The organism is Streptomyces sp. CLV115 (assembly GCF_038448545.1).
Taxonomy (GTDB): Bacteria; Actinomycetota; Actinomycetes; order Streptomycetales; family Streptomycetaceae; genus Streptomyces; species Streptomyces sanglieri.
Genome location: NZ_JBCEWQ010000098.1, coordinates 1 through 18,572 on the forward strand (window position 1 = coordinate 1; position 18,572 = coordinate 18,572).

Annotated in this window: 10 protein-coding genes and 1 pseudogene; 10 read left to right on the forward strand and 1 reads right to left on the reverse strand. The window is 71.6% G+C overall.

The genetic code is table 11. The features are described from left to right. Nucleotides 1-36 precede the first annotated feature (36 nt). A pseudogene (locus AADR41_RS27865) lies at nt 37-258 on the forward strand (Rv3654c family TadE-like protein); the annotation flags it as partial. A 40-nt stretch (nt 259-298) separates the two neighbouring features. Here AADR41_RS27865 and AADR41_RS27870 read toward each other — a convergent pair. Beyond that, on the reverse strand, nt 299-2,872 hold the full coding sequence (locus AADR41_RS27870; RefSeq protein ID WP_342284161.1) for a DEAD/DEAH box helicase: 2,574 nt from the start codon (nt 2,870-2,872) through the stop codon (nt 299-301). A 78-nt stretch (nt 2,873-2,950) separates the two neighbouring features. On the opposite strand from AADR41_RS27870, the gene AADR41_RS27875 reads away from it, so the two are divergent. The 9 genes from AADR41_RS27875 (at nt 2,951) to AADR41_RS27915 (ending at nt 18,513) form a co-directional block, all read left to right on the forward strand. Continuing rightward, nucleotides 2,951-3,304 carry an STAS domain-containing protein gene (locus tag AADR41_RS27875; RefSeq protein ID WP_003967428.1) on the forward strand — a complete coding sequence of 118 codons (354 nt, stop codon included), beginning with the start codon at nt 2,951-2,953 and terminating at the stop codon, nt 3,302-3,304. Nucleotides 3,305-3,715: 411 nt separating this feature from the next. After that, nucleotides 3,716-4,198 carry an ATP-binding protein gene (locus AADR41_RS27880; protein ID WP_342284162.1) on the forward strand — a complete coding sequence of 161 codons (483 nt, stop codon included), beginning with the start codon at nt 3,716-3,718 and terminating at the stop codon, nt 4,196-4,198. 354 nt (nt 4,199-4,552) lie between these two features. After that, on the forward strand, nt 4,553-7,000 hold the full coding sequence (locus AADR41_RS27885; RefSeq protein ID WP_342284163.1) for a sodium-translocating pyrophosphatase: 2,448 nt from the start codon (nt 4,553-4,555) through the stop codon (nt 6,998-7,000). A gap of 435 nt (nt 7,001-7,435) precedes the next feature. Next, nucleotides 7,436-8,053, forward strand: coding sequence for a small secreted protein (locus tag AADR41_RS27890; protein ID WP_342284164.1), 618 nt, complete (start codon nt 7,436-7,438; stop codon nt 8,051-8,053). Between the two features lie 206 nt (nt 8,054-8,259). Then, nucleotides 8,260-9,774: a class I SAM-dependent methyltransferase gene (locus AADR41_RS27895; protein WP_342284165.1), complete on the forward strand. Its 1,515-nt coding sequence runs from the start codon at nt 8,260-8,262 to the stop codon at nt 9,772-9,774. A 394-nt stretch (nt 9,775-10,168) separates the two neighbouring features. Further along, complete coding sequence (locus AADR41_RS27900) at nt 10,169-10,366, forward strand: hypothetical protein (RefSeq protein ID WP_124719537.1); 198 nt, start codon at nt 10,169-10,171, stop codon at nt 10,364-10,366. A gap of 411 nt (nt 10,367-10,777) precedes the next feature. Beyond that, nucleotides 10,778-13,642, forward strand: coding sequence for a type I DNA topoisomerase (gene topA, locus AADR41_RS27905; protein ID WP_342284166.1), 2,865 nt, complete (start codon nt 10,778-10,780; stop codon nt 13,640-13,642). A gap of 234 nt (nt 13,643-13,876) precedes the next feature. After that, nucleotides 13,877-17,041 (forward strand): dTMP kinase, encoded by a 3,165-nt coding sequence (tmk, locus tag AADR41_RS27910; protein ID WP_342284167.1) that lies wholly within the window; start codon nt 13,877-13,879, stop codon nt 17,039-17,041. A gap of 266 nt (nt 17,042-17,307) precedes the next feature. Then, on the forward strand, nt 17,308-18,513 hold the full coding sequence (locus tag AADR41_RS27915) for a DNA polymerase III subunit delta' (protein WP_342284168.1): 1,206 nt from the start codon (nt 17,308-17,310) through the stop codon (nt 18,511-18,513). Nucleotides 18,514-18,572: the final 59 nt, after the last annotated feature.

The following is an 18,572-nucleotide window of genomic DNA, read 5'->3' on the forward strand; positions in this document are numbered from 1 at the left end:
GGTGGGGACAGGGGGCTGGCCACGGTGTGGGTGGCCATGACCACGGCCACGTTGTGCGCGGTGTTCGCGGTCGTGCTGGCCCTCGGGCAGGTGGTGGCCGTCCGGCACAGGGCGGGTGGTGCGGCGGACCTGGCGGCCCTGGCGGCGGCGGACCGGGCCCTGCAGGGCCCTGGGGAGGCGTGTGACGCCGCTGGGAAGGTGGCCGCGGCGCAGGGGGCCGTGGTGATCCGGTGCGCGGTGAGCGGGGAGGTCGCCGATGTGACGGCCCGGGTGAATTTCGGGCCCTACGCACCGGCGGTCAGGTCCCGGGCCGGTCCTCCGGCGGCTGCTTCCGGGGCTCCGGAGCCGTTGCCTCCGCCCCCGCCTCTCCGTCCGGGGCCTGCTCCGGGCCCGGAGGCGGCGCGGAGCTCGGCTCCCCGGGAGGCGGGGGTGCGTATCGGAGGAGTTCGGTGAGGAGCCGTACGGCGCCGCGTTTGTGCAGGGGTTCGTTGCCGTTGCCGCACTTGGGGGACTGGACGCAGGAAGGGCAGCCGGCCTCGCACTCGCAGGACGCGATCGCCTGGCGGGTCGCGGTCAGCCAGGCACGGGCGGTGTGGAAGGCCCGTTCGGCGAATCCGGCACCGCCCGGGTGGCCGTCGTACACGAAGACCGTGGGCAGCAGGGTGTCCGGGTGCAGAGGCACGGCGACGCCACCGATGTCCCACCGGTCGCAGGTGGCGAAGAGCGGCAGCATCCCGATCGACGCGTGCTCCGCGGCGTGCAGGGCGCCGCCCAGGATCTCCGGGTTGATGCGGGCGGCGTCGAGCTGGTCCTCGGTGACCGTCCACCAGACGGCGCGGGTACGCAGGGTGCGGGGCGGCAGGTCCAGTTTGGTCTCGCCGAGGACCTCGCCGGTGATCAGCCTTCGGCGCAGGAAGGAGACGACCTGGCTGGTGACCTCCACGGAGCCGTAGCAGAGCCGCCCGTCGCCCCATGGGATCTCGGTGTCGGTCTCCAGGACGGCGATGGAGGTGGTGTCGCGGGCGGTGGTCGAGTACGGCGGGACGGCTTCCTCGACCAGGGCCACCGAATCCTCCAGGTCCAGCTTCCGGACCAGGTAGGTGCGGCCCTGGTGGAGGTGGACGGCACCTTCGTGGACGGCGGTGTGCGCGGCCGAATCGTCGACGGTGCCCAGCAGCCGGCCAGTGCCCTCCTCGACGATCTGGACGGGGCGGCCGCCCTCGCCACGGATGTCGGTGAGATCGGCGGCGCGCTCGCGGCGGGTCCAGTGCCAGCCCGATGCCCGCTTGCGGAGCAGCTTCGCGGCCTCCAGCTGCGGCAGCAGATCCGCCACGGCCGGGCCGAACAGCTCCAGGTCGGGCGCGGTGAGGGGGAGCTCTGCGGCGGCGGCGCACAGATGGGGGGCGAGGACGTACGGATTGTCCGGATCCAGGACGGTCGACTCCACGGGCTGCTGGAACAGCGCCTCGGGATGGTGGACGAGGAAGGTGTCCAGCGGGTCGTCGCGGGCCACCAGGACGGCCAGGGCGCCCTGGCCGGAGCGCCCGGCGCGGCCCGCCTGCTGCCACAGCGACGCCCTGGTACCGGGATAGCCGGCGATGACGACGGCATCCAGGCCGGAGACGTCGATGCCGAGTTCGAGGGCGGTGGTGGCGGCCAGTCCGAGCAGTTCCCCGGAATGCAGGGCGCGCTCCAGGGCTCGGCGTTCCTCGGGGAGGTAGCCCCCGCGGTAGGCGGCGACCCTGGCCGGCAGCGAGCGGTCCACCTCGGCGAGGCGCTCCTTCGCGATGACGGAGATCAGCTCGGCGCCACGCCGGGAACGCACGAAGGCGACCGAGCGGACGCCCTGGACGGTGAGATCGGTGAGGAGGTCGGCGGTCTCGGCGGTGGCGGTGCGGCGGACGGGGGCGCCCTTCTCGCCGTGCAGCTCGGTCAGGGGCGGCTCCCACAGCGCGAAGACCAGCTCGCCGCGGGGTGAGGAGTCGTCGGCGACCTCCTTGACCGGGAGGCCGGTGAGGCGGCCGGCCGCGACGGATGGTTCCGCCGCGGTGGCGGAGGCGAGGAGGAAGACCGGGTCGGCGCCGTAACGGGCGCACAGGCGGCGGAGCCGGCGTACGACCTGGGCGACGTGGGAGCCGAAGACGCCGCGGTAGGTGTGGCACTCGTCGATGACGACGAAGCGCAGGGCACGAAGGAAGGAGGACCAGCGGGGATGGGACGGGAGTATCCCGCGGTGCAGCATGTCGGGGTTGGTCAGGACGTAGTTGGCGTACTGGCGCACCCACTCGCGTTCCTCGACCGGGGTGTCACCGTCGTAGACCGCAGGCCTGATGGCGTTGCCGAGCGGCGCCGCGAGCTGCTTCACGGCACGCCTCTGGTCGGCCGCCAGGGCCTTGGTGGGCGCCAGGTACAGGGCGGTGGCCCCACGGCCGTTCGGGGCCTCGGAGCCGTCCAGCAGGGCGCTGAGGACCGGGGCGAGGTAGGCCAGCGACTTGCCGGACGCGGTGCCGGTGGCGATGACCACGGATTCGCCGTCCAGGGCGTGCTCGGCGGCAGCCGACTGGTGCGCCCACGGATGTTCGATTCCGGCCTTCCGGATCGCGGCGACAACTTCCGGCCGGATGCGATCGGGCCAGATGGCATGGGTTCCCGCACGCGGGGGCAAGTGCTCCGTATGAGTGATGCGCGCGGACCGGCCCGCCACTGCGGCGAGCCGGTCGAGGACCATGGCGGGAGAGTGGCTGGTGTCGCTGTTCCCGGGTGGTCGACTGGGGCGGTGATTCTTGGCCATCGGCACCGAGTGTGTCACTGGCGTGACGGACAATGGCCCCAAGGCGTCGTGCATGGCTGCTGGTAAGTGATTGAATGCCATCGCGGCTGGCGATCCGTTCCCTGGCTCCGCCGGGGAGACCGAGGGGCGACCGCTCGATAGCAAGGTGCTGGAGGATCCGTGGACCTGTCCTTGTCGACTCGCAATGTGTCCGGCCCTGGTGGCGACCGTACGGTCGTCGAGGTCGGTGGCGAGATTGATGTGTATACCGCGCCCAAGCTGCGCGAGCAGTTGGTCGAGTTGGTGAATGACGGCAGCTACCACCTGGTTGTCGACATGGAAGGCGTCGATTTCCTCGACTCCACCGGCCTCGGCGTGCTCGTGGGTGGCCTGAAGCGTGTCCGGGCCCATGAGGGCTCGCTGCGCCTGGTCTGCAACCAGGAGCGCATTCTGAAGATCTTCCGGATCACCGGCCTGACCAAGGTGTTCCCGATTCACACCACGGTCGACGAGGCCGTTGCGGCCACCGACTGACGACCGGCCGGCTGCCGACCGGCAGTCGGTCCGAGGTCGGTCCGCGGGTCGGATCGGCCCAGGGCCGGCTCGGCGCGCGGCCGGCGCACCGGTGGCCCGCCAGGCGGCCGGTGCGACGCGTGCGTGTCCGACGGCCGATTGCCGTGAGGCAGGCCGATCGGACGGTCGGTGGTCCGTCGTTCGACGGGCTGTCGGCCGCGGCCGTTCGGGCGGTTCTGTTCCGTTCCGCCCGTTGGTGCGGCGACCGCTCGCTCGGTGATCGGACCGCTCGCGGGCGGTCCGGCTGCCGGACGGGAGTCCGTCGGCCCGTCGGTGCCGGTGGTTCAACGCCGGATCTGGAAGAAGAGCAGGGACGCCGGGCAGCGCGCCCGGGCCCCTGGGATGCACGCCCGTACGTCTGAGGGGGATCGCATGGCCACCGTTGAACTCCGCTTCAGCGCCCAGCCCGAACACGTCAGGACGGCCCGCCTCGTGGCGGCCGCCGTGGCGCGCCGGGCAGGGGTCGACGAAGCCGTGCTCGACGAGGTCAGACTCGCCGTCGGTGAAGCCTGCAGCCGCGCTGTCGGGCTGCACCGCAGCCATGGCATCACCGCACCGGTCTCCGTCGCCCTGATCGAGGAGGAGAAGTCCTTCTCCGTCGAGGTCGCCGACGAGGTGCCCGGCCCCGGGGACGACCCCGCCCTCGGAGGACCGGTCGGAGCCGCCGCGACACGCGGCGCCACGCCCGGCGCGGGACTCGATGGGCCGGATCACGAGAGCGACGCCGATGGCGAGGACGAGATGGGTCTCGCGGTCATCAGCGGCCTCGTCGATGATGTGGAAGTCAGATCGGGAGCCAAGGGCGGCGTGATCCGCATGAGCTGGCCGAAGACGCCCGCGACCGTGCTGCCGTGACGCCGCTTCCCTGAGGCACCGCAGGCGCCGCATGCCTCGTGGGCGGTCCGCCGCCCGAGCCGCTCACCCCGATCCGCCCGCCCCGGCCCGGTCGAACCCGTACCTCGGTTTCCCCGGCCCATTTCTTGATCCGTCTTTCGAGGCCCTGCTGAGCAGGGCCTTTTTTATTTATGCGTGATCAATGATCTACAGAAAATGTGCCCGCCCCATTACTGCATTCGGGTCCGTCCGGGGGTGCGATCATTTACCGATCGGCGGGTGAAGGTCAATTACATTTTACGGCGCACTGTTTTGATCAGCTCCCGCTCCCTACAATCCGTCCACGTCTTGAGCGCTGAGCGTCAAGGAGGACGTATGGCGGAGTTCTTCAACACCCCACTGGCAGGACCCGCGCAAGATTCCGCATTTTCCGCACCTTCGGGCCGGTCCACTTCTCTGGCGGCCGCGGTTCTCACCCATGACAACCGCGTCATCGTGGTCGTCGTCGCGGTCGTAGCCCTCGCTGCCCTGGTCGTCGCCAGGCTGCTGGTGCGCCAGGTGCTGGCGGCCGGCGAGGGCACCGACCGCATGAAGGAGATCGCGGCCGCCGTCCAGGAAGGCGCGAATGCCTATCTGGCCCGGCAGTTGCGCACCGTCGGCATCTTTGCCGTCGTGGTCTTCTTCCTGCTTCTGCTGCTACCGGCCGACAACTGGTCACAGCGCGCAGGCCGTTCATTGTTCTTCCTGGTGGGTGCGCTTTTCTCGGCGGCCACCGGATACATCGGGATGCGGCTTGCGGTGCGCAGCAATGTCCGTGTGGCTGCGGCTGCACGTGAGGCGACTCCCGCGGAAGGTGAGCCGGAAAAGGATCTCACCGCTGTTTCGCACAGAGCGACGAAGATCGCTTTTCGTACCGGTGGCGTGGTCGGGATGATCACCGTGGGCCTCGGCCTGCTCGGCGCGTCCTGTGTCGTGCTCGCCTATGCCGCCGATGCCCCGAAGGTCCTGGAGGGCTTCGGGCTCGGGGCCGCGCTGATCGCCATGTTCATGAGGGTCGGCGGCGGCATCTTCACCAAGGCCGCGGACGTCGGCGCCGACCTCGTCGGCAAGGTCGAGCAGGGCATCCCGGAGGACGATCCGCGCAATGCCGCCACCATCGCCGACAACGTGGGCGACAACGTCGGTGACTGCGCCGGAATGGCGGCCGACCTCTTCGAGTCGTACGCCGTGACACTCGTCGCCGCGCTCATCCTCGGCAAGGCCGCCTTCGGCGACGCCGGACTGGCCTTTCCACTGATCGTTCCGGCGATCGGCGTGGTCACCGCGATGATCGGAATCTTCGCGGTCGCTCCTCGACGCACCGACCGCAGCGGAATGACCGCGATCAACCGCGGATTCTTCATCTCCGCGGTGATCTCGCTGGTGCTGGTGGCCGTGGGCGTGTTCGTCTACCTGCCGTCCTCGTACGCGGACCTGGACGGTGTCACCGACGGCGCCATCACCTCGCACGGTGGCGACCCGCGGATCTTCGCCCTGGTCGCCGTCGCCATCGGCATCGTGCTGGCCGCCCTGATCCAGCAGCTGACCGGGTACTTCACCGAGACGAGCAGGCGTCCCGTCAGGGACATCGGCAAGTCCTCGCTGACCGGCCCGGCCACCGTCGTGCTCGCCGGCATCTCCATCGGTCTGGAGTCCGCCGTCTACACGGCGCTGCTGATCGGTCTGGGCGTCTACGGGGCGTTCCTGCTCGGCGGTACGTCGATCATGCTGGCGCTCTTCGCGGTGGCCCTGGCGGGGACCGGGCTGCTCACCACCGTCGGTGTCATCGTCGCCATGGACACCTTCGGCCCGGTCTCGGACAACGCACAGGGCATCGCCGAGATGTCCGGTGACGTCACGGGCGCCGGCGCGCAGGTCCTCACCGACCTGGACGCCGTCGGCAACACCACCAAGGCCATCACCAAGGGCATCGCCATCGCCACCGCGGTTCTGGCGGCGTCGGCGCTCTTCGGTTCGTACCGCGACGCGATCGCCACGGCGGTCGACGACGTGGGCGCCAAGGCCGGTGAGATGACGCTCAGTCTGGACATCTCGCAGCCCAACAACCTGGTGGGCCTGATCCTCGGTGCCGCGGTCGTCTTCCTCTTCTCCGGGCTGGCGATCAACGCGGTGTCGCGGTCCGCCGGGGCCGTGGTCTACGAGGTGCGGCGGCAGTTCCGCGAGCACCCCGGGATCATGGACCACAAAGAGAAGCCGGAGTACGGGCGTGTGGTCGACATCTGCACCAAGGACGCCCTGCGCGAACTCGCCACGCCCGGTCTGCTGGCCGTCCTGGCACCGATCGCCGTCGGGTTCACGCTCGGCGTCGGAGCGCTCGGCTCCTATCTCGCGGGTGCCATCGGGACCGGCACCCTGATGGCGGTCTTCCTCGCCAACTCCGGTGGTGCGTGGGACAACGCCAAGAAACTCGTCGAGGACGGTCACCACGGCGGCAAGGGCAGCGAGGCCCATGCCGCGACCGTCATCGGCGACACGGTCGGCGACCCCTTCAAGGACACGGCCGGCCCGGCGATCAACCCCCTGCTCAAGGTGATGAACCTGGTCGCCCTGCTCATCGCCCCGGCGGTGGTGCAGTTCAGCTACGGGCAGGACGCGAGCGCCGGAGTGCGCGCGGTGGTGGCGGCGCTCGCCGTCGCGGTCATCGTCGGCGCGGTCCATGTGTCCAAGCGGCGGGGAATCGCGGTGGGCGACGAGGATTCCGGCGACGGGGACGGAGGCGGGGACGCGCCGGCCAAGTCGCCGGGCCAGGCGGCCGTTTCGTGAACCAACGGCCGGGGCCGGGCGGTGCCCCTGTACTCCGAGCCCGGCTCGGTCGGTCCGTCCCCCGGCTCGGCGGGCGGAACGCAGTCCCGTCCCCGGCTCGGTGGGCGGAACGGGCGGACGGTGGCACGTAGTCGGCCTCGGCGCAATGACCGGGCGGGCGACGCATTCTGATGTGTCGTCCGCCCGCTCGCATGTCGCGCGGCTGCCCGTCTCGGCGTCGATCCGTACGCGATCCGTACTCGATCCGTACGCCGTTCGTGTGTTTGTTCGTGCGTGTGTTCCAGAGCGGCGAGGGCTGTGTGGGTGAGTGGCATCTCCCTCATTTCCCTTGGTGCAAATGGCTGCAAAAAGCTACTCATCGGACGCCCGGCGCCCGGCCGGAGGGCGCTTGCCGTGTAAGTTCCGGGGCCGAGAGCCTTGGAAGGGACCGATCCGGTGAACAAGAAGCTTGCGGCCGCACTGTCCGGCGGTGCGGTACTGGTACTTACGCTGTCGGGCTGCAGCAGTGACGACAACAGCGACAAGGTGAACGACTGGGCGAAGAAGGTCTGCGACCAGGTCCAGCCCCAGCTCCAGAAGATCGCGAACGCCAACGCCGCCATCCAGCAGCAGACCGCGGACAACAGCAAGCCCGCCGACGTCCAGAAGACCGACTCGGCCGCCTTCCAGCAGATCTCGCAGGCGTACAAGGCACTGGGCGCGGCCGTCGACTCCGCGGGCGCGCCGCCGGTCGACGGCGGTGAGGAAACGCACAAGGAGGCCGTGAAGGAACTCAACGCCTCCTCCGCGGCGTACGGGAACCTTCAGAAGAAGGTCGACGCGCTGGAGACGAAGGACCAGGCGAAGTTCGCCGACGGTCTCAAGGGCATCGCGGACGAGCTGAACAAGATCAGCACCAGTGGTGACGAGGCGCTGAAGAAGCTTCAGTCCGGCGAGGTCGGCACGGCGATGGCCAAGCAGAAGGGCTGCCAGAAGCCGACGGCCTCGACGCCGCCGAAGACCCCCACCGAGCCGTCCAAGGAACCGGCCGCCTCGCCCAGCAAGAAGGCGTGACCTGGCGGCAGCGGCTCCGGTGATACCCGGCTGTTGCCGCGCGCCGGTGGAGCGACATGCGGCTGCTGTGACGCGTGGCCGATGTGCTGGAGCGGCCGGCCACACCGGCTGACGTGCAGTGCGGCCGACGTGCAGTACAGCGGCCCGGCCGCCCCGATGGGCGCCGGGCCGCTGCCGTTGTCGGTGGCAGCGGCCACAATGGGTGGGTGAGTACGACCAGCCTCCCCGCGCCCGACCGTTCGCCCCGGCTCCGCGAAGCCCTGCTCGCCGCCGCCTTCACCGCGGACGGGCTCCTCGACCTGCTCGGTGCGCCCGCCTACGCCGCGCTCGCCCGCAGCGAGACGGTCCCGGCGCTCCGTGCCACCCGGGGCGACGCCCCGCTCGACACGCTGGTGCGGCTCTTCCTGCTCCAGCAGCCGGTGCCGTACGAGCGGGCCGCCGCCGCGCTCCCGCTGTCCGAGTGCGCCGAGGACGGCTGGGTGACCCGCGTCGGCGACGAGGTGCGGGCCACGGTCGACGTACGGCCGTACAGCGGGCCCGAGGGGCAGGACTGGTACATCGTCTCCGACCTGGGCTGCGCCGTCGGCGGCGCCGGCGGCATCGGATCGCGCGAGGAGGGTGTGGTCCTGGGTGTCGGCGGGGCGTCCACCACGCTCGCCGGGATCACCGTCCGTACGCCGGTCGCTTCCGCGCTGGATGTCGGCACCGGCTCCGGCATCCAGGCGCTGCACGCCTCGCAGCACGCCTCCCGGGTCACGGCCACCGACCTCAACCCGCGCGCGCTGGACTTCACCCGGCTGACCCTCGCGCTGTCCGGAGTAGCCCCGGCCGAGCTGCGCCAGGGCTCCTTGTACGAACCGGTCGGCACCGAGACGTACGACCTGATCGTCTCCAACCCCCCGTTCGTCATCTCGCCCGGCGCCCGGCTCACCTACCGCGACGGCGGCATGGGCGGTGACGACCTGTGCCGGACCCTGGTGCAGCAGACGGGCGACCGGCTGAACGAGGGCGGATACGCCCACTTCCTCGCCAACTGGCAGCACGTCGAGGGCGAGGACTGGCAGAGCCGGCTGAGCTCCTGGGTTCCGTTCGGCTGCGATGCCTGGATCGTGCAGCGCGAGGTCCAGGACGTCACGCAGTACGCGGAGCTGTGGCTTCGCGACAGCGGGGACCACCGCACGGACCCCGCCGAGTACGCCGCGCGGTACGACGCCTGGCTGGACGAGTTCGAGGCCCGTAAGACCAAGGGTGTCGGCTTCGGCTGGATCACCCTGCGCAAGTCCGCCGCAGCCGCCGCGGGCAATCCGTCGGTAGTGATCGAGGAGTGGCCGCACGCGGTGGAGCAGCCGCTCGGACCGGCCGTCGAGGCCCACTTCGCCCGTCAGGACTACCTCCGAGAGCAGGACGACGCGGCGCTTCTGGCCGGGCACTTCATCCTGGCGGCCGAGGTGGTGCAGGAACAGGTCGGCCTGCCCGGCGCGGAGGATCCGGAACACGTGGTGCTCCGTCAGAACCGGGGCATGCGGCGCGCGACGAAGGTCGATGCCGTGGGCGCCGGCTTCGCGGGGGTGTGCGACGGGACGCTGCCTGCGGGCCGGATCCTGGACGCGATCGCCCAGTTGATGAACGAGGACCCGGTGCTGCTGCGCGACCGGACGCCGCAGGCGATCCGGCTGCTGGTCGAGGAGGGCTTCCTGGAGCCGGCGCCTCCGGCGGGCTGATCGCTCGCCGGTCGGCTCGCCCGCTCGCTTGCCTGATTGCCGCCCCGATCGCCGGCCCGATCGCCGGCCCGATTGTTCGTTCAGCTGTCCGTCCAGCCCCGTCCAGCCCCGCCCAGGTCTCCGTTCCCGTTCCGGTCGGGTACGTACCGCCGTAGGTAAGGAGGGGCCCCGCGAGCAGCGGAATCGGGCTCGCCGTCGGCGGTGCCTCGCGGAGAGGGCGGATTCCGGATGGGACGCCGCCAGGAACCCGGTGGTGCTCCGGGCGGCGTCACCGGGGAGCCGGTGGAACCGGCCATTCACCCGGGGTTCGCATGGCCGATGCCCCGGGGTGGCAGCCTCCCCCTGGCCGGACGGCACACGCCCCGGCCCGGGCAGGGACAGGGAGGCGTACGGCATGGAGAGCGGACCAGCGATCTTCGCCGGATCGGCGTTCGCGCTGTTCGGTGCCGCGCTGCTGCTGTGGACGGGGGCGCGTGTGCTGCATCGCGCGCCGGTGGCGCACGGCGTGAGCCCCGTCGCCTCCGCCGCGCTCGCCACTGTGTTCGGCGTACTTTTTCTCGTCCTCGGTGTGTGGTGCTTCACCCGTATCTGATCCATTGCCCCGATCCACCGCTCACAGGCCCGGTCGGACCCGCGCCCCGGGGCCCGGCCCGATCGGTCGCCCACCCGCCCCGGGGGTCCTGCCGGCCCTGCCGGGAAACCGGCGGCGCGGGGCGGACAGTGGCCAGGAACACGCCCGGACCGTACGGAGCCCGCCATCGACGCCCGCGGCGCCGCCACAGCACCCGGAAACCCGCAGGCAGTGACCGCGCGCACGGCGGACCGGGCGGTCCGGGCGGCAGGAATGGCGGAAGTCGGGTTACCGTTCGAGTGGCCGTTGCGGGCTTTTGCCGTTTGACACGGGGGCGGGTTGTACCGTCACACTCCGCAGCGACAGCACCTTCGGCAGCGTCATCGCGCTGCCCGGATGCCCACCGAGCGTCGACCGGAGAGAAGAGCGAAGTTGTCCCCGACCAGCGAGACCGCACAGGGCGGCCGCCGACTCGTCATCGTCGAGTCGCCTGCCAAGGCGAAGACGATCAAGGGCTACCTCGGCCCCGGATACGTCGTCGAGGCGAGCGTCGGGCACATCCGCGACCTGCCGAACGGCGCCGCAGAGGTTCCGGACGAGTACACCGGCGAGGTCCGCCGGCTCGGCGTCGACGTCGAGCACGACTTCCAGCCCGTCTATGTCGTCAACGCGGACAAGAAGGCGCAGGTCAGGAAGCTCAAGCAGCTGCTGGCCGAATCCGATGAACTCTTCCTCGCCACCGATGAGGACCGCGAGGGCGAAGCCATCGCGTGGCACCTGCAGGAAGTCCTGAAGCCCAAGGTCCCGGTCCACCGGATGGTCTTCCACGAGATCACCAAGGACGCGATCCGGGCCGCCGTGGCCAACCCGCGCGAGCTCAACCAGCGCATGGTCGACGCCCAGGAGACCCGCCGTATCCTCGACCGCCTCTACGGCTACGAGGTCTCGCCGGTCCTGTGGAAGAAGGTCATGCCGCGCCTGTCGGCCGGCCGTGTCCAGTCCGTGGCGACCCGGCTCGTCGTCGAGCGTGAGCGCGAGCGCATCGCCTTCCGCTCCGCCGAGTACTGGGACCTCACCGGCACCTTCGCCACCGGCCGAACCGGTGACGCCTCCGACCCGTCGAACCTCACCGCCCGCCTCAGCGCGGTCGACGGCCGGCGCATCGCCCAGGGCCGTGACTTCGGTCCGGACGGGCAGCTGAAGTCCGCCTCCGGCCAGACACTGCACCTGGACGAGACGAACGCCCGCGCCCTGGCCGCCGCGCTCGCCGACTCCTCGTTCGCCGTCCGGTCCGTCGAGTCGAAGCCGTACCGCCGCTCCCCGTACGCCCCCTTCCGTACGACGACCCTCCAGCAGGAGGCGAGCCGCAAGCTGGGCTTCGGGGCCAAGGCCACCATGCAGGTCGCGCAGAAGCTGTACGAGAACGGCTTCATCACCTACATGCGTACCGACTCCACGACCCTCTCGGACACCGCGGTCTCCGCGGCCCGGGCGCAGGTCACGCAGCTGTACGGGTCCGACTACCTGCCGGACAAGCCGCGCACGTACGCCGGGAAGGTCAAGAACGCGCAGGAGGCGCACGAGGCGATCCGCCCCTCCGGCGACCGCTTCCGCACCCCCGCCGAGACCGGCCTGACCGGTGACCAGTTCCGGCTCTACGAGCTGATCTGGAAGCGGACCGTCGCCTCCCAGATGAAGGACGCGGTCGGCAACTCGGTCACCGTCAAGATCGGCGGCCGGGCGAGCGACGGCCGGGACGCCGAGTTCTCCGCGTCCGGCAAGACGATCACCTTCCACGGCTTCATGAAGGCGTACGTCGAGGGCGCCGACGACCCGAACGCCGAGCTCGACGACCGCGAGCGGCGCCTGCCGCAGGTCGCCGAGGGCGACGCGCTGTCCGCCGAGGAGCTCTCGGTCGACGGCCACGCCACCAAGCCGCCGGCCCGCTACACCGAGGCTTCGCTGGTCAAGGAGCTGGAAGAGCGCGAGATCGGCCGCCCGTCGACGTACGCGTCGATCATCGGCACGATCCTGGACCGCGGCTACGTCTTCAAGAAGGGCACGGCGCTCGTCCCGTCGTTCCTCTCCTTCGCCGTGGTCAACCTGCTGGAGAAGCACTTCGGCCGGCTCGTCGACTACGACTTCACCGCGAAGATGGAGGACGACCTCGACCGCATCGCACGCGGTGAGGCCCAGTCCGTGCCGTGGCTCAAGCGCTTCTACTTCGGCGCGGGCGACGACGACACGGCCGGTGCGGGGGCGGCCTCCGACGCGGGCAACGGCGACGGCGACCACCTAGGCGGTCTGAAGGAGCTCGTCACCGACCTCGGCGCGATCGACGCCCGCGAGATCTCCTCGTTCCCCGTCGGCAACGACATCAAGCTCCGGGTCGGCCGCTACGGCCCGTACATCGAGCGCGGTGAGAAGGACGCCGAGGGCCACCAGCGCGCGGACGTGCCGGAGGACCTGGCGCCCGACGAGCTGTCCGTCGAGTACGCGGAGGAGCTGCTGGCCAAGCCGAGCGGCGACTTCGAGCTCGGCGCGGACCCGGTCTCCGGGAACCAGATCATCGCCAAGGACGGGCGCTACGGTCCGTACGTCACCGAGGTACTGCCCGAGGGCACGCCGAAGACCGGCAAGAACGCGGTGAAGCCGCGGACCGCCTCGCTCTTCAAGACCATGTCCCTGGACACGGTGACGCTGGCCGACGCGCTCAGGCTGATGTCGCTGCCGCGGGTCGTCGGCGAGGACGCCGAGGGTGTCGAGATCACCGCGCAGAACGGCCGCTACGGCCCGTATCTGAAGAAGGGCACGGACTCGCGTTCGCTCACTTCCGAGGACCAGCTCTTCGACATCACGCTCGAAGAGGCCCTCGCGATCTACGCGCAGCCCAAGCAGCGCGGCCGGGCCGCGGCCAAGCCGCCGCTGAAGGAGCTGGGCACGGACCCGGTGAGCGGGGCCCCGGTCGTGGTCAAGGACGGCCGCTTCGGCGCCTACGTCACCGACGGCGAGACCAACGCCACGCTGCGGACCGCCGACAGCGTCGAGGACATCACGCCGGAGCGCGGCTACGAGCTGCTCGCCGAGAAGCGTGCCAAGGGGCCCGCCAAGAAGAAGACGGCGAAGAAGGCCCCGGCCAAGAAGGCGACCGCGAAGAAGACGGCCGCCAAGAAGACCACGGCGACCGCCAAGAAGACCGCGGCGAAGAAGACGACGACCGCGAAGAAGACCACGACGGCCGCCAAGAAGGCGACGGCCGCCAAGAAGACGGCGACCGCGGCGTCCGTGGAGGACTGACCGTACGCGTCGGCCGTATGTGTCGAGCACGCCGGAGGGGGCCGGGCAGTTCCGGCCCCCTCCGGCGTTTGCGCATACAAGGGCGTACGCGGGCGTACGTGGGTGAGTGATGGCGCGCGCGGTGGCTCCTGACCGGGGCTCCGCCGGAGGGCAGGGCAGCGCCGGGAAGGTCCGGGCGCCCATATGTTCGGACGGGGCCTCCGGGGACCCCATGGCTCCGGATAGGCTGGGCGGATGACGCGAGCCGAGCAGCCAACGGTCGTGAGCCCCACCTCCGACACACTTGCCGCAGACTCACGCGAGCGCGCCGTACGAGCCCTGTTGCGTGTTCCCCCGCTGAAGCGGTTGTGGAGCGCGCAGCTCGTCGGCAGTACCGGCGATGCACTCGCCCTTCTCGTGCTGGTGCTGATGTCGCTGCAAGCGGCGGTCCTTGAGGGCTCATTCGGAGCCGGGTACCGAGGTGCGGCCTTTGCCGTTGCCGCGGTGTTCGGTGCCCGGATCCTTGCCACCCTGCTCTTCGGAGCCGTACTCCTGGGGCCGCTGACGACGCTCACCGCGCCCGGCGGACCGCTGGACCGGCGGTGGCTGATGATCGGGACGGACGGACTGCGGCTGGCGCTGCTGGTCGTCGCGCCCCTGTGGATCGACTGGATGCCCGAGCGGGCACTCATGATGATCCTGATCACCGTCTTCGTCACCGGCGCGGCCGAACGCCTGTGGACGGTCGCCAAGGACGGCGCCGCCCCCGCGCTGCTGCCCGCCCCGCCCCCCGAGGGCGCCGCGGTGCGCCCGCTGCCCGACCACCTCGACGCACTGCGCCGGCTCTCCGTACGTACCGACTTCGCCGCGATCCCGGCCGCGGCCCTCGCCCTGCTGATCGCCACTCTCGTCGGCAACCTGCTGGGATCGGGCCTGGAATGGTTCTCGATCCACCAGGCGGCCCTCGGCTCGTACGTCGCGGCCGGGCTGTTCTCGGCATCGATCTCCACCCTGTACTTCCTGGAACTGCCCGGTACGCAGACCCCGCGCCCGCGCTCGCCGCTGGAGGGCCTGCGGCGCCCGTCGGCGGGCGGCGGACCCGACAAGGGCCGCACCGGATCCGTCCCGCTGGTCGTCGGCGCATCGGCCGCGGTCGCCGGGGCCATCGCCGCGGCCGCCGCCGTGTCGGTGCTGCACGCCGCCGACCTGGGCGGCGGACCGGCCACCTTCGCCCTGCTGGTCCTCGGCCTGACCGGCGCCACCGGCGTCGGCATCCGGACCGCGGGGAAGGTGCTGCCAACCCTGTCGCGGCGCCGGCTGCTCTCGCTGGCGACCGCCGTCACCGGTCTCGCACTGCTCGCCATGGGCCTGGTGCCGGACACGGCGACCGTGCTGATGATCGCGGTGCTGGCCGGATACGCCGCGGGCGTCGCCGCCCACACCGGTCATGTCCTGGTCGACCAGGAGACCGAGGAGTTCCGCCGGGCCAGGACCACCGAGCACCTCCAGGCCGTCGTACGGGTCCTCATCGCGCTCGGCGCGCTCGCGGGCCCGCTGCTGGCCGCCGCGATCGGCGCCCACCGGCTGGGCTCGGGCGACTTCGTCTTCGAGCACGGCGGCGCGGCCTTCGCCCTGATGCTGATCGGCGCGCTGCTGCTGCCCGTCGCCGTGATCGTCCTCGCCAGGACGGACGACCGCTCCGGCGTACCGCTGCGCCGCGATCTGCGCGAGGCGCTGCGCGGCGGCGACCCGGCGGTCGCCCCCGCCGCGACCGGTTTCTTCATCGCCCTGGAGGGCGGCGACGGCGCCGGCAAGTCCACCCAGGTCGAGGCGCTTGCCGACTGGATCCGCGCCAAGGGCCACGAGGTCGTCGTCACCCGCGAGCCGGGCGCGACACCGGTCGGCAAGCGGCTGCGCTCGATCCTGCTCGACGTCTCGTCGGCCGGGCTGTCCAACCGGGCCGAGGCGCTGCTGTACGCCGCCGACCGCGCCGAGCACATCGACTCGGTCGTCCGCCCGGCGCTGGAACGCGGCGCGATCGTCATCTCCGACCGCTACATCGACTCGTCCGTCGCCTACCAGGGCGCGGGCCGCGACCTCTCCCCGACCGAGATCGCCCGGATCTCGCGCTGGGCGACGAGCGGGCTCGTTCCGCATCTGACGGTGCTGCTGGACGTGGACCCGGAGACCGCGCGGGAACGGTTCACCGAGGCCCCCGACCGGCTGGAGTCCGAGCCGCCGGAGTTCCACGCCCGGGTGCGGTCCGGCTTCCTGACCCTGGCCGCCGCCGACCCGACCCGCTACCTGGTCGTGGACGCGGGCCAGGACCCGGAGTCGATCACCACGGTCGTACGTCACCGGCTCGACCGGCTCCTGCCCCTCTCCGAGGCCGAGATCAAGGCCCAGGAGGAGGCGCGCAAGGCCGCCGAGGAGGAGGCCAGGCGCAAGGCGGAGGAAGAGGCCGCCCGCAAGGCCGAGGAGGAGCGGCTGGAGCGCGAGCGGCAGGAACAGCTCGCCAAGCTCCGAGCCGAGGAGGAGGAGCGCAAGGCCCGCGAGCTGGAGGAAGCGCGCCGGCGCGAGGCCGAACGCCAGGCGGAGGAGGCCCGGCAGCGGGCCGAGGAAGCGCGCCGGGTGGCCGAGGAGGAGCGGGTCCGGCGGGAGGCCGAGGAGGCGGCCCGCGAGGCCGAGCAGGCCAGGCTGCGCAGGCAGGCCGAGGAGGAGGCGCGGCTGCGCAAGGAGGCCGAGGCCCAGCGGCTGGAGAAGCAGCGCAAGGCGGAGGAAGCACTGCTGCGCGCCGAGGAGGCCCGTCGGCGTGCCGAGGCCGAGGCCGCCGCGGCGGCGGAGAAGGCCCGGGCGGAGGCCGCCGCGGCGGCCTCCGTGCCGGAGAACGAGATCACGGTGCCGACGCCGATCGTCAACCCGAACGATGTGACGCAGCAGGTGCCCGCGCCGGACGGCTCGTCCTCGTCCGCGTCGCCGTCCTCTCCCTCCTCCTCGGACGAGGACGAGACGAAGATGATCCCCAGGATCCACGACCTTCCGGGCGGCTCCGGCCGGTCCGGCGGCGCGGGTGCCGCGGGTGCCGCCGACGAGACGACGGTGCTTCCTCCGGTACGGGACACGGATCCGACGGACCGGATTCCGCGGGGCATGTTCCGCGACGAGCGCCCGGCGGCCTCCGCTCCGGAGAGCGAGAACGAGCGCACCCGCGAGCTTCCGCAGGTCGGCGGCTGGGACGGCCGGCAGCATGCGGAGCACCAGGAGCGCTCCGGTGGCCGGCGGCCCCGTCCCGACTGGGCCGAGGAGACCCCGCTGGACGATCTGCCGACGCTGGCGGACGAGCTGCTGGGCGACCACGGCGACCAGCAGGACGACGGGGGCCCGGGCCGCTCGGGCCGGGGACGCCGCCCGCGCCGCTGATCCGTGCCGGCCGCCGGGCAGTTCCGTCCCGGCGGCCGGTCCTGGCAGCAGGTCCCGGCGGCCGGGGTGCCTTGTTGCCGGGATTGTCAGACCCGTCCCCCACAATGGGAGTCGGATCGGGGCATCGGCATCCGGATCGACGGGCAGCAGCAAGCAAGCAGCGACCGGCAACAGCAAGCAGCGACCGGCAACAGCGGGCAGCGACCGGGTGCGAGCAAGCAGCACCGGCAACAACGAGCAGCGACGTGCAGGAAGGGCGGCGACCCATGACCGTATGGGACGACCTGGTCGGCCAGGACCGGGTGCAGGAGCAGCTCGGTGCCGCCGCCCGGGACGCCGATGCGCTGGTCACCGCCCATTCGGCGGGGGAGCCGGTACCGCCGGGGTCGAAGATGACCCACGCCTGGCTGTTCACGGGCCCTCCGGGCTCGGGCCGTTCCACCGCCGCCCGGGCCTTCGCCGCCGCCCTCCAGTGCACCAGCCCCGACCGCGCCCTGGGCGGAGCACCCGGCTGCGGCTTCTGCGACGGCTGCCACACCAGCCTCATCGGTACGCACGCCGACGTGGAGGTGGTCCGCACGGACCTGCTCTCCATCGGTGTGAAGGAGACCCGCGAGCTGGTCCGCCGCGCCCAGCTCTCCCCGGCCGTCGGCCGCTGGCAGGTCATCGTCCTGGAGGACGCCGACCGGCTCACCGAGGGCGCCGGGAACGTACTGCTGAAGGCGGTCGAGGAGCCCGCGCCCCGCACGGTGTGGCTGCTCTGCGCACCCTCCCTCGAAGACGTGCTGCCCACCATCCGCTCCCGCTGCCGCCACCTCACCTTGCGCACGCCCCCGGTCGACGCGGTCGCCGACGTCCTGATCAGGCGTGACGGCATCGACCCGGAGCGGGCCGCGTCCGCCGCCCGGGCCACGCAGGGCCACATCGGCAGGGCCCGCCGCCTCGCCACCGACGAGCGGGCCCGCTCGCGCCGCGCCGCCGTGCTCAAGCTCCCGTTGCGGGTCGAGGACATCGGGGGCTGCCTCAAGGCCGCCCAGGAGCTGATCGACACCGCCACCGACGACGCCAAGCAGGTCTCCGAGGAGGTCGACGTCAAGGAGACGGAGGAGATGAAGGCCGCGCTCGGCGCCGCCGCCGGGGGACGGCTGCCACGGGGTACCGCGGGCGTGATGAAGGAGCTGGAGGACCGGCAGAAGCGCCGCAAGACGCGTACGCAGCGCGACAGCCTCGATCTGGCGCTCACCGATCTGACCGGTTTCTACCGTGACGTACTGGCCATCCAGCTGGGCTCGGGGATCGCCATCGCCAACGCGGACGCCCAGGACGCGCTCGACCGCGTCGCCCGTTCCTCCACGCCCGAACGCACCCTGCGCCGGATAGAGGCGGTGATCGCCTGCCGCCGGGCGCTGGACCGCAACGTGGCGCCGCTGCTCGCGGTGGAGGCGATGACGATGGCCCTGCGCGCGGGCTGACTCCGGGGCCGACCCGCCAACCCCGCCCACACACCCGAATCACCCCGTTCACGATCGCT

Bases quoted from the DNA above. Each gene is read 5' to 3' on its own strand.
- AADR41_RS27870 (WP_342284161.1), bottom strand. From the start codon at position 2,872: ATGGCATTCAATCACTTACCAGCAGCCATGCACGACGCCTTGGGGCCA.
- AADR41_RS27880 (WP_342284162.1), top strand. From the start codon at position 3,716: ATGGCCACCGTTGAACTCCGCTTCAGCGCCCAGCCCGAACACGTCAGG.
- AADR41_RS27885 (WP_342284163.1), top strand. From the start codon at position 4,553: ATGGCGGAGTTCTTCAACACCCCACTGGCAGGACCCGCGCAAGATTCC.
- AADR41_RS27900 (WP_124719537.1), top strand. From the start codon at position 10,169: ATGGAGAGCGGACCAGCGATCTTCGCCGGATCGGCGTTCGCGCTGTTC.
- tmk (WP_342284167.1), top strand. From the start codon at position 13,877: ATGACGCGAGCCGAGCAGCCAACGGTCGTGAGCCCCACCTCCGACACA.
- AADR41_RS27915 (WP_342284168.1), top strand. From the start codon at position 17,308: ATGACCGTATGGGACGACCTGGTCGGCCAGGACCGGGTGCAGGAGCAG.